Annotated in this window: 11 protein-coding genes; 4 read left to right on the forward strand and 7 right to left on the reverse strand. The window is 72.7% G+C overall.

The features are described from left to right. Nucleotides 1–82 precede the first annotated feature (82 nt). Nucleotides 83–1,966, forward strand: a complete 1,884-nt coding sequence (locus NMK44_RS37705) for a SpoIIE family protein phosphatase (RefSeq protein WP_254751964.1) — start codon at nt 83–85, stop codon at nt 1,964–1,966. Nucleotides 1,967–2,022: 56 nt separating this feature from the next. Here the strand turns inward: NMK44_RS37705 and NMK44_RS37710 are convergent, their stop codons facing one another. The 3 genes from NMK44_RS37710 to NMK44_RS37720 all read right to left on the reverse strand — a co-directional run bounded on the left by NMK44_RS37710 (nt 2,023) and on the right by NMK44_RS37720 (nt 5,149). Then, complete coding sequence (locus NMK44_RS37710) at nt 2,023–2,802, reverse strand: enoyl-CoA hydratase/isomerase family protein (RefSeq protein WP_374215398.1); 780 nt, start codon at nt 2,800–2,802, stop codon at nt 2,023–2,025. A 115-nt stretch (nt 2,803–2,917) separates the two neighbouring features. Next, nucleotides 2,918–3,139 carry a helix-turn-helix domain-containing protein gene (locus tag NMK44_RS37715; RefSeq protein WP_254751967.1) on the reverse strand — a complete coding sequence of 74 codons (222 nt, stop codon included), beginning with the start codon at nt 3,137–3,139 and terminating at the stop codon, nt 2,918–2,920. 411 nt (nt 3,140–3,550) lie between these two features. Next, nucleotides 3,551–5,149 (reverse strand): ABC-F family ATP-binding cassette domain-containing protein, encoded by a 1,599-nt coding sequence (locus NMK44_RS37720; protein ID WP_254751970.1) that lies wholly within the window; start codon nt 5,147–5,149, stop codon nt 3,551–3,553. A 308-nt stretch (nt 5,150–5,457) separates the two neighbouring features. Here NMK44_RS37720 and NMK44_RS37725 point away from each other — a divergent pair, with 308 nt between their 5' ends. Beyond that, on the forward strand, nt 5,458–5,871 hold the full coding sequence (locus NMK44_RS37725) for a VOC family protein (protein WP_254751972.1): 414 nt from the start codon (nt 5,458–5,460) through the stop codon (nt 5,869–5,871). Nucleotides 5,872–5,903: 32 nt separating this feature from the next. Here NMK44_RS37725 and NMK44_RS37730 read toward each other — a convergent pair whose 3' ends face one another. From NMK44_RS37730 to NMK44_RS37740, 3 genes are all read right to left on the reverse strand, one after another. Further along, nucleotides 5,904–7,343, reverse strand: coding sequence for a hypothetical protein (locus NMK44_RS37730; RefSeq protein ID WP_254751974.1), 1,440 nt, complete (start codon nt 7,341–7,343; stop codon nt 5,904–5,906). Between the two features lie 122 nt (nt 7,344–7,465). Next, nucleotides 7,466–8,593 (reverse strand): alpha/beta hydrolase, encoded by a 1,128-nt coding sequence (locus tag NMK44_RS37735; protein ID WP_254751976.1) that lies wholly within the window; start codon nt 8,591–8,593, stop codon nt 7,466–7,468. A 139-nt stretch (nt 8,594–8,732) separates the two neighbouring features. Further along, the gene (locus tag NMK44_RS37740) at nt 8,733–9,419 is read right to left on the reverse strand and encodes a class II aldolase/adducin family protein (protein ID WP_254751979.1); all 687 of its coding nucleotides are present in this window, start codon (nt 9,417–9,419) and stop codon (nt 8,733–8,735) included. A 364-nt stretch (nt 9,420–9,783) separates the two neighbouring features. Between NMK44_RS37740 and NMK44_RS37745 the strand changes: the two genes are divergently transcribed. Next, entirely contained in the window at nt 9,784–11,085 is a 1,302-nt protein-coding gene (locus tag NMK44_RS37745; protein WP_254751982.1) for an inorganic phosphate transporter, read from the forward strand. 13 nt (nt 11,086–11,098) lie between these two features. Next, a complete protein-coding gene (locus NMK44_RS37750; protein WP_254751984.1) occupies nt 11,099–11,365 on the forward strand; it encodes a hypothetical protein in 267 nt (88 codons plus the stop codon). A 118-nt stretch (nt 11,366–11,483) separates the two neighbouring features. Here NMK44_RS37750 and NMK44_RS37755 read toward each other — a convergent pair. Continuing rightward, nucleotides 11,484–11,615 (reverse strand): integrase core domain-containing protein (locus NMK44_RS37755; protein ID WP_254746239.1); only part of this gene is annotated, 132 nt, incomplete at its 5' end.

An 11,615-nucleotide genomic window follows, 5' to 3' on the forward strand; every position in this document is an offset into this window, starting at 1 on the left:
TTGATGATCATTTCATATCCCTACGTCTGTCATAATATGGCACCTAGATGGCCTAATCCGCCCAAATACCCAGGAGCCGCACGTGGGAGCCTTGCTTCCTCTCTCGCGTGAGTCCGTCTCGCGGACGACGCTGCCTGGAAGTGTGCGCGCGCCCGGTGCCGCCAGGGCCTTCGTCCGGACCACGCTGACCGGGGCAAACACCACGGAGACATTGGGCCTGGCCACGCTCGGTGTACGGCTGGTGGACGACGCGGTCCTGCTGGTGAGCGAACTGGTGACCAACGCCGTTCTGCACGCGGGCACCCGGGTCGAGATCGTCTGCCGTCTCCAGGCCGGGCACGGACCGGCCGAGCCCGCCCGGCCCACCGCCCCGGAGGAGCCTGCCGTCGCCGAGGACGAGCCGCTCCACCCCGGCATCGTGGTGGAGGTGACCGATCTCCACCCCGCCAGCGCGGTGTACGGCGGACCGGATGCCCAGCGCCGGGGCCGCGGCCGGGGGCTCCAGCTCATCGGGGCGCTCGCCGAGTCCTGGGGGGTGACCTACCACCGCACCCGGAAGACGGTGTGGTTCCGGCTGGACGCCGAGGAGGAGGAGCCCGAGCTCCACGCCGTCCCCACCAGCGCGCTCGGCCGTGAGCTGCGGTTCGCCGAGACCCTGGCCCCCTCCCCGCTGCGCGGGCGCCGTGACTCCACCGCCGAATGGGTCGACCGCGGCGGACCGTCGTTCCTGGCCGAGGCCAGTGAGCTGCTGACCGGACAGCTCGACGAGAACATGGTCGCCGCCCTGGCCGGACAGCTACTGGTGCCCCGGCTGGCCGACTGGTGCGCGGTCTGGCTGACCACCGAGTCCGGAGGGCTGGAGCTGGCCCGGGTCTGGCACACCGACGAGCGCCGTATCGACGCGCTGCGCGTGGTCCTGGAAGGGCATCCGCCGCCCAGCGGGCTGGGCACCGCGGGCACCCCCTGGCCCTGGCCGCAGATCGCCGACACCCATGGCACGGGCGGCTCCGCACTGGCCTTCCCGCTGATCGCCCACGGCCGCAGCCACGGGGTGCTGCTGCTCGGCCGGGCGGGCGTGGCCCAGATGACCGAAGGCGTGGTGCGGCTGTCCGAGGACGTGTCACGGCGGGTGGCACAGGCCGTGGCCACCGCACGGCAGTACACCCGGCAGGCGACCATCAGCAGGGCGCTGCAGCGCCGCCAGCTACCCACCTCACTGGCCCATATCCCGGGGATCGACACCGCGATCGTCTACGAACCGCACGGCGAGGGCCAGACCGTCGGCGGCGACTTCTACGACCTGTTCCCGATGGGCGACCGCTGCTGGTGCTTCCTGCTGGGCGATGTACAGGGCAGCGACCCGGAGGCCATGTCGGTCACCGGTCTGGCCCGCCATCTGGTCCGGCTGCTGGCCCGGGAGGGCCATGGCGTGGAATCGGTGCTCAGCCGACTGAACCAGGCGCTGCTGGAGGAGGCCGCCGAGGCCGTGGCGATCGGCGGGGAGCAGGCCAGGCCACGCTTCCTGAGCCTGCTCTACGGGGAGCTGGAGCCCGACGCGGACGGCGGCGGGATCGCCCGCTGCACCCTGGCCAGTGCCGGACATCCGCTGCCGCTGCGGCTGACCGCGGACGGTGCGGTGAGCCCGGCGGCCACGCCCCAGATGCTGCTGGGCATCGACGAGAATCCCGGCTTCCACGCCGACACCCTCGACCTGGCACCGGGTGAGACGCTGCTGTGCGTCACCGACGGGGTGACCGAGCGGCGGAACGGCAATCGCCAGCTCGACGACGACGACGGCCTCGCCGACATTCTGCGCGGCTGTGTGGGTCTCGGCGCCAAGGCGGTCGCGGAGCGGGTGCGGCGGGCCACGCATGAGTTCAGCGCCGAGCCGATCGACGACGATCTCGCGGTGCTGGTGCTGGAGGCGGTGCCCCCGGTGACGGTGGATCTGCTGCGGGAGCCGTGAGGGGCGGCTCCGGGCCCGGCCGGGTCGGACCGGCCGGGCCCGTCATACCGGCCGGGTCAGTCCGTCACACCCGCGAGCTCCCGCAGCCGGCGGGCCTGGGCGGCGCGCTCGGCGGTGCGCTGCTCCTCGTAGGTCCGGTCCGCGGCACCGCGCAGCAGCGCCTTGGTCTCGATCACGGCGCCCCGGTCCGCGGCGAGCAGTGCCGCAGCCAGGTCCGAGACCGCGCCGTCCAGTTCGGCGGCGGGCACGACGAGATTGGCCAGACCGGTGCGCTCGGCCTCATCGGCGTGGACGAACCGCCCGGTGGCGCAGATCTCCAGCGCACGGGCATAGCCCACCAGACCCACCAGCGGATGGGTGCCGGTGAGGTCGGGAACCAGCCCGAGGCTGGTCTCCCGCATGGCGAACTGCACATCGTCGGCGCACACCCGCAGATCGCAGGCGAGCGCAAGCTGGAACCCGGCGCCGATGGCATGGCCCTGTACGGCGGCGATGGAGACGATGTCGTTCCTCCGCCACCAGGTGAAAGCGTCCTGGTACTCGGCGATGGTGGCGTCCAGTTCGGCGTCCGAACCGCGCGCCAAGTCGATGAACGACGGCTCGCCGTCGAAGCCCTCGGGTGTGAAGGCCTGACGGTCCAGACCCGCCGAGAAGCTCTTGCCCTCAGCGCGCAGCACCACCACCCGCACACTGCCCGGCAGCGACCGTCCCGCCTCGGCCAGGGTCCGCCACATCGCGGGCGACTGGGCGTTGCGCTTGGCCGGACGGGACAGGGTCACCGTGGCGACCGCATCATCGACGGTGAGCTGAACGCCGTCCTTGTCGAGCAGGGTCACAGGAAGCCTCCGGTCGGCCGCAGTCAGTACAAGTGACTGCACAGTAACCACCCGGCCGGACCGCCGGTCAACCGGGTGGTACTGCCATACCTGCCGGTGACGACGTGATACGGGATCAGGCCGATGGGGCCTTCTTGCCCCGTGTCGCGCCTCCACGACCACGTAGGGAGACACCTGATTCGCTGAGCATCCGGTGAACGAATCCATAGGAACGGCCGGTCTCCTCGGCCAGCGCCCGGATGCTCGCACCGGAGTCGTACTTCTTCTTCAGGTCTGCCGCGAGCTTTTCGCGCGCGGCGCCGGTCACCCGGCTGCCCTTCTTCAGAGTCTCGGCCACCCGTGCCTCCTCATGGGAAGTGCGCTCTGGACTCTCATGATCACCCCTACACGGCTTCCTGGCCACCCATTCGGCAAGGTCTGTGGAGGAAGGATTCCCTGAAATCGCGCCGCGACGGCCTTCGGAAGACAGGATTCCAACGCCGTTCGCCCTGACACTCCTTCGCGTTTACCGGAGAACGGGCAGGTCAGGGCATATGTGCAGGAGGTCGGACCCATACCGACCGGCGCACGGCACGCATCGCGCGCCGCACTGTGGCGGCGCGCCGCGATACCAGCCGTTCTCACTCAGATGATGGATCACACCTAGGCCGAATGATCTACAGGAAGTGGATCAGAACGGATCAATCGGACTTCGCTCCGGGGCGGGCGCAAGCGGCCCACCGGGGTGATCCGGGCGCCGCCCCGGCGGTCAGGCGAGCGCGACCAGATCCGCGTAGTCCTCGCCCCACAGGTCCTCGACACCGTCCGGCAGCAGGATGATCCGCTCCGGCTGGAGCGCGTCGACCGCGCCCTCGTCGTGGGTCACCAGCACCACCGCGCCGGTGAAGGTGCGCAGCGCGCCGAGGATCTCCTCGCGGCTGGCCGGGTCGAGGTTGTTGGTGGGCTCGTCGAGGAGGAGCACATTGGCCGAGGAGACCACCAGGGTGGCCAGCGCCAGCCGGGTCTTCTCACCGCCGGAGAGCACCCCGGCGGGCTTGTCCACGTCGTCGCCGGAGAACAGGAAGGACCCCAGGGTCTTGCGGATGTCCACCAGGTCGAGGTCGGGGGCGGCCGAGCGCATGTTCTCCAGGACGGTGCGGTCCGGGTCGAGCGTCTCGTGCTCCTGCGCGTAGTAGCCCAGCTTCAGCCCGTGGCCCGGGGCCACCTGGCCGGTGTCCGGCTTCTCCACCCCGGCCAGCAGCCGCAGCAGGGTGGTCTTGCCCGCGCCGTTCAGGCCCAGGATGACCACACGGGACCCCTTGTCCACGGCCAGGTCCACATCGGTGAAGATCTCCAGCGAGCCGTACGACTTCGACAGGCCCTCGGCCGACAGCGGGGTCTTGCCGCACGGGGCCGGGTCCGGGAAGCGCAGCTTGGCGACCTTGTCGGACTGGCGCACATCGTCCAGACCGGCCAGCAGCCGCTCGGCGCGGCGGGCCATGTTCTGCGCGGCCACGGTCTTGGTGGCCTTGGCGCGCATCTTGTCCGCCTGCGAGTTGAGCGCGGCCGCCTTCTTCTCGGCGTTGGCCCGCTCGCGCTTGCGGCGCTTCTCGTCGGCCTCCCGCTGGGCCTGGTAGAGCTTCCAGCCCATGTTGTAGATGTCGATCACCGAGCGGTTGGCGTCCAGGTAGAAGACCTTGTTGACGACCGTCTCGACCAGGTCGACATCGTGGGAGATCACCACGAAGCCGCCGTTGTAGGTCTTCAGGTAGTCCCGCAGCCAGACGATGGAGTCGGCGTCGAGGTGGTTGGTCGGCTCGTCCAGGAGCAGCACATCGGAGTCCGAGAAGAGGATCCGGGCCAGCTCGACACGGCGCCGCTGACCGCCGGAGAGGGTGTGCAGCGGCTGGCCGAGCACCCGGTCGGGCAGTCCGAGGCTGGCGGCGATGGTCGCGGCCTCCGCCTCGGCGGCATAGCCGCCCTTGGTGAGGAACTCGGTCTCCAGGCGCTCGTACTTCTTCATCGCGCGCTCGCGGGTGGCACCCTGGCCGTTCGCCATCCGGTCCTCGTTCTCGCGCATCTTGCGCAGGACGGAGTCCAGCTCACGGGCGGAGAGGATGCGGTCGCGGGCGAGGACGTCGAGATCGCCGGTGCGGGGGTCCTGCGGGAGGTAGCCGACCTGGCCGGAGCGGGCGATGGTGCCCCCGGCCGGGATGCCCTCACCGGCCAGACACTTGGTGAGGGTGGTCTTGCCGGCTCCGTTGCGGCCGACCAGACCGATGCGGTCGCCCTTGGCGATGCGGAAGGTGGCTGACTCGATGAGGACGCGGGCGCCGGCACGCAATTCGACGCCGGAGGCGGTGATCACGGGAATTACTCCTGGGCAGGACGGGGCGGCGGACGGGACGGACGAGGGTGCTCCGACGCCGTCTAATGCACGAGGAGAATTGCCATGCGGCTAGCTTAGCGGGGCGGGCAAGTCGTTTTTCCCGCGGCTTTCCCGCCGCGGTGGCCCCGTTCTCCCCCGGTGAGGGCCCCTGCGGGGCGACGGCCACCGGCTTTGCGGCGGGCCGTGGCGCGGCCGGCTCCGCACTCCGGTGCCAGACTGTGGAGCAGATCACATCGGATCGGACAAGGTCGTCTCCGAGGAATCCGAGGAAGAGGTGAGTGATCGCCATGAGCGCCAGCCCGGGGGCCGGTCCGGCCATCTGCCCCACCCTGCTCTACCGCGATGCCGGGGCGGCCATCGCACTGCTCACCGAGGGTTTCGGCTTCACGAGGGTCGCGGTGTACGAGGACGGCGCGGGGGTGGTCCAGCACGCCGAGCTGGCGTACGGGAACGGAGTGGTGATGCTCGGCTCCGCGGGGCGCGAGGGCGTCTTCGCCCGCGCCATGGCGGACGCGGGCCCCACCGGGGTCTATGTGGCCGTGGACGATGTGGACGCCCACCACCGGCGGGCCGCGGCGTACGGCGTGGAGATCCTGATGCCGCCCACCGACCAGGACTACGGCGCCCGGGACTATCTGGCGCGGGACCCCGAGGGCAACGTCTGGAGCTTCGGCAGCTACGTCCCCGCGACGGCCGGGTAGCCGCCCGGACCGGGCGGCCCGGACCGCGCCCGTCAGACGCCGCCGGTGTGCACCTGGAAGGCCGCCCGCCGCACCGCCTTGGCGAGCGCCGGGTCCGGATGGGCGGCGGCCAGCGCCACCAGCACCTGCACGGTGCGGGGGTGGCCCACCGCCCGCACCTCGGCCAGCAGCGCGGGCACCGTGCCCTGTACCGCGGAGTCCAGATGGCGGACCAGCAGCGGGCTCTCACCGTGGTCGGAGATGGCCGCGGCGGTGTCCACCCACAGCCAGGTGGCCTCCTCGCGGGTGAGCGCGTCGAGCGCGTCCTCGGGGTCGGCGCCCTCGTGCTCGGCCAGCCACAGCAGGGCGTACGGCCGCAGGCAGGACTCCTCGACGGCGTCCCGCACCGACGGCTCGGCGGGTGCCCCGACCACGCGCAGCGCCTCGAAGGCGAGTCCGCGCAGCAGCGCGTCGTCCCCGCGGGCCGCGTCGAGCAGTTCGATGACGGCGCTGCCCACCGGCCGGGCGGCCAGCCAGGCCCGGTACTCGGCGCGGGCCGGACCGGGGGTGAGCCCGGCGCAGCCGCGCAGCATGTCGGGGGCGGGCTGTTCGATATTGCCCGCGGGACTCTGGGCGGCCACGCAGATCTGCTCCAGTTTGACCCACACCGCCCAGTTGCCCAGCGCGGTGAGCACGGCCTCGCGGGGGTCGTCCGTCGCGCCGTCGCCGTCGCCCTCGCCCACGGTGAGCGCCCCGACGGAGGCGAGGGCGCCCAGGGCCCAGTCGAGCAGCCGCCGCAGCGCGTCCTCGGCCGCGTCCGCCGCCTCGGTCGCACCGGCTCCGGCGGATGTGCGGGCGGGTTCACCGGTCCGTGCGCCGTCGTGCTCCTGGGGCACCTCACAGCGCTCGGTGCGCAGTTCGGCCACCCGCTGCCGGAGCATGTCCAGCAGCGCGGCCACCGGCACCGGCCCGGCCGAGAGCTGGAGCAGGGAGAGCAACTGCGGCACGGCCTCCACGACCTCGGACACGGCCGTGGGTTCCGCGGTGGCCGGGGCGGGACTCACCAGGGACCACGCGTCCAGCAGCGCGACCCAGCCGCGCAGCACCGCGCTGTCGTCCCGGTGCCACGCCTTGAGCCGCCAGCCGAGCCGGGCGGCACCGCCGTGGATCTCCACCAGACCGACCAGCCGGGCCCGGTCCCAGTCGGCCCGTACCTCCTCCGGGGTCAGCCCCAGCGCCGCCGCGGCACCGGCCGCGGCCTCGTCGGAGAGCGCGCCGGGCGCGCCGTGCTGGGCCGCCGCCCAATGGGCCATCTCGACGGCACCGGCCAGTCCCGATCGGGCCTGCCGGGCCAGCTCCGCGGGCGGCGGGGTGCCCTCGGGCGGACGGGGCGCCGGACGGGAGCCGCGGTGCGACGCGGGCCTGCGGTCGGTGGCCACCGGCCGCTGGCGGACGAGTCGGAGCCGGGAGTCGCGCGGAGTACGGGACGTCACGGAAGCAGTTTCGCCGTTGACGGCCCGAAAGCCCAATCGGCACCCGTCCGGCGGTCGCCTCCGGCGCGGGGAACGCGCGTTCCGCGCACCGCGCGAGCGCGGCCGGGCGCTGCGGGAGAGCGCTACAGGAGAGGGGTCAGAAAGCGCCGTAGCGCCTCTTCGTACCCGTGCGGGTCGGCGTTCCACATGGCGCCGTGCGGAGCGCCCGGTACGGGGTGAAGGGTGACCAGTTCGGATCGGCGTCCGGCCAGTTCACGGGAGACGGACCAGGGGGCCAGGGCGTCGTCGGGGCCGTGGAGGACGAGCGCCGGGACGCGCAGCCGCTCGGGGTCGGCGGCCTCCTCCAGGAGGCTGCCGTGCAGTCCGGTGCGGCCCTCGGCCGCGCGTATGACGAGCGGCATCAGCGCGGCGGGGGTGCCGCGGGCCGCGGCGAGCGCGCGCAGGGTGACCCGCCAGTCCAGCACCGGGGAGTCGAGGACGACCCCGCTGACCCGGTGCCGCAGGGCCGAGTTGGCGGCGGCGTGCAGGGCCATCGCACCGCCGGTGGACCAGCCGTGCAGGACGACGCGCCGTGCGCCGTACCGCACCGCGTAGCGGATGGCCGCGTCCAGGTCGCGCCATTCGGTGTCGCCGAGGTGGCCGACGCCGTCCTCCGGGGGCGGGGCCCCGGGGTCGCCGCGGTAGGCGAGGTCGAGCACCGGGACCCGCAGCTTCCGCAGGAACGGCATGACGACCATGGGGTGTTCACGGGTGGTTCCCAGACCGTGGACGGTGATGACCCAGGTGGTGCGCTCAGCGGGGACGAACCAGGCGGGCAGCGGGCCGAGTTCACCGGGGATGTCCACATCGGCGTGCTCGAGGCCGAGCGCGTCGCGCGGATTGCCGATGTGCACCTGGGGGGTGAGCCGCACCCGGTCGCCGGGGTCGAGGCTGCCGTGGGTCACCCGCTCCAGGCGGCGCACCACGCAGTCGGCCGGGCTCGGCGCGTCCTGAAGGACCGGGCCGATGACGGCGTGGCAGGCCGGGCCCGCCAGTCCGTAGGTGCCGGGGCGCAGCGAGGCGAGGGAGCGGGTCAGGGTGATCCGGCCGGGCTCGGTCGCGTGCACCGTGAGCGGGGGCTCGTTCGGCAGCGGGCGGTCGAGGGCGGGCCGGAGCGCAGCGTCGGTGCCGTACCGTCCGGCCGCCACCGCGGCCACACCGGCGCTGAGCAGGGTGCCGGCGGCCGCGGCCGCCGCTGTCCGCAGACGCATCCCTCCCAGTGTGGTGGGCCGGGCGCCCGCCGGCCAGCGGGCGTACCCGGCGGAGTGAGACCCGGCGGGCAAGAACACGGCGGTAAACGGACCGGACGGTGGACGGACCGGACGGTGGACGGACCGGACGGTGGACGGCTCAGCCGGGCTGGCCGTAGCCGCGCAGCTTGTCGGCGGCGCGCGCCAGCTCGTCCGGCGGGATCAGCGCGGGGGTGCGGCCGGGGACGCCGGAGGCGGCCAGCCAGACCTGGCACATCCACTCCAGTTGCGCGGTGCGGTCGTACGCCTGGTCCAGGGTGGCGCCGTGGACGACGGTGCCGTGGTTGCGCAGCAGACAGCCGGAGCGGTCGCGCAGCGCCTCGAGCATCCGCTCGGCCAACGCGTCGGTCCCGTACAGGGCGTACTCGGCGACCCGCACCGGTCCGCCGAGCGCACCGGTCATGTAGTGGATGGCCGGGAGTTCGTCGACGAGGGTGGAGACGGCCGTGGCGTGGACGGCGTGGGTGTGGACGATGGCCCGGGCGTCCGTGGCGCGGTAGACGGCCAGGTGCATGGGCAGCTCACTGGTGGGTGTGAGCGTGCCGAGCACCTGCTCGCCGTCGAGGTCGACGGCGACGGCGTCGCGTGGGCCGAGCCGGTCGTAGGGCACCCCGCTGGGGGTCACCAGGACGGTGTCGCCGACCCGGGCCGAGACATTGCCCGAGGTCCCGACGACCAGCCCCTCGGCGGTGGTCCTGCGGGCGGTCCGCACCACCTGTCCCCATGCCTGCCGCAGGGGCTGGGTCAGCCGCGGCCGCGGCTGCCGGGCGGATCGTTCCTGTGCCATACGCCTCACCTCCGTCCCGATCTTCGCAGCCGTCCGCCCGGCGGGGCGGGGACGGGGGCGGAATCAGGCCGGGGCGCCGTGCCGCGCGGGCCGTGTTCGAACCGGGCACGATCGGGGGTCGTAGCGCGGCGTTCACCCGGGTGGGGGCGGTGGGACGGGTGGGGGTGGGTCGTACGGGGCGGGAGGGACGCGGGTGTACGGTGCCCAAACTCCTTGTGGCGGCGGGAAATACGCCCGGTGGCCGGCCGATGCCGCACCCTTTCCACCACGTCACCCCGGCGCCCGCCCTCGTTAACCTTTCGTTCACCCAGTTTCCTTACGTTCACCGTGCCACTACCGACCTTCGAACTGATTGACCGGGTGCATGGAACACATCACGCTTCTCATCGGGATCGTGATCATCACGGCCTTGGTGTTCGACTTCACGAACGGCTTCCACGACACAGCCAATGCCATGGCCACCACCATCTCCACAGGCGCGCTCGGTCCCCGGGTGGCAGTGGCGATGTCGGCCGTCCTCAATCTGATCGGCGCCTTCCTGTCCGTGGAGGTCGCCAAGACCATCTCCGGGGGCATCCTCGACGAGGACTCGGGCATCCGGCCCGAAGTGATCTTCGCGGGTCTGGTCGGAGCCATCCTCTGGAACCTGGTGACCTGGCTCGCCGGGCTGCCGTCCAGTTCCTCGCACGCCCTCTTCGGCGGCCTGATCGGCGCCACCGTGGCCTCGGTCGGTATCGACGGGGTCAACGGGGACGCGATCGTCATGAAGGTCCTCATCCCGGCCGTCGCCGCTCCGCTGGTGGCGGGTATCGCCACGATCGTCGCGACCCGGCTCACCTACCGGCTCGGACGTGGCCGCGCCGCCGAGGACACCGCCAAGGGCTACCGCGCCGGACAGATCGCCTCGGCCGCCCTGGTCTCCCTCGCCCACGGCACCAACGACGCGCAGAAGACGATGGGTGTGATCACCCTGGCGCTGGTGACCGGCGGTGTGATCGCGCCGGACTCCGACCCGCCGATGTGGGTCATCGTCTCGGCCGGTCTGGCCATCGCCCTGGGCACCTACCTGGGCGGCTGGCGGATCATCCGCACCATGGGCAAGGGCATCACCGACATCCAGCCGCCGCAGGGCTTCGCCGCCCAGACCGGCGCGGCGACGGTCATCCTCGCCTCCTCGCACATCGGCTTCGCGCTCTCCACCACCCAGGTCTGCTCCGGTGCCGTCATGGGCGCGGGCGTCGGCCGCAAGGGCGGTGTGGTGCGCTGGTCGACCGCGGGCCGGATGGTCGCGGCCTGGGTGCTGACGCTGCCCGCCGCGGGTCTGATCGCGGCCGGGTCGGCGCTCCTGGCCGACCAGGGCGACTGGGGCATCACGGCGGTGGCCGTACTCGCCGTCGCGGGCTGTGTGGTCATCTGGGCGCTCTCCCGGCGCAAGCCGGTGGACGCCTCCAACGTCAACGAGGTCGGTCAGGACGCCGCGGCCGAGCCGGTGGGTGTCGTCACCGCCGCCCTCCAGTCGGTGGCCCCGCCGCCGGTGGGCTCCGCCGCCACCGCCGACAGCACCGCCTCCCCGGACACCGTCTCCGGAACCACCACCGACCAGCCGAAGGCCATCGCGGCGGCCGGCTCGGCCGCCCGCGCGGCGTCGAGCAGCACCAGCAGCTAAAGGGAGCCATGGAATGAGCATCGACTGGGCGGCACTCGGCCAGGTCTTCGGCGTCAGCCTCGCGGTGACGGTCGGAGTGGTGGGCGTCTTCACCCTCGGCATCGTCGGCACCTCCCGCAAGGCGCTCGGCCCCGAGGGAGCGGCCGTGGCCACGGCCACCGCCGGCGGCGTCCCGGCGCAGGGGGGCGGCGCGACCACTCTCGCCCGCTCCGGCGCGTACGCCTGCTTCGCGCTGTGCGCCGCGGTGGTGGCGTACGGCATCTATCTGATCGTCGCCTGAGGACGCTCCGGCGCCTCCCGCGACCTCTGAGAGCACCACGGCCGCCGGGCCGGAGACGCTGACCAGCCTCTCCCGCCCGGCGGCCGTCGTTCGTGCTCCCCGCGGGGCCCATGTGGGCCTAGGTGTGTTGTCCCGAGAGGTTGGTGACGCGGCTGGCTGGGGTGTGGCCGCTGATTCCGGTGTGGGGTCGGTGGTAGTTGTACCAGTCCAGCCAGTCGGGGAACGCTGCCTGTCGTTCGGCGTCTGAGGT

It is taken from the genome of Streptomyces cucumeris, assembly GCF_024295805.1.
GTDB lineage: Bacteria > Actinomycetota > Actinomycetes > Streptomycetales > Streptomycetaceae > Streptomyces > Streptomyces cucumeris.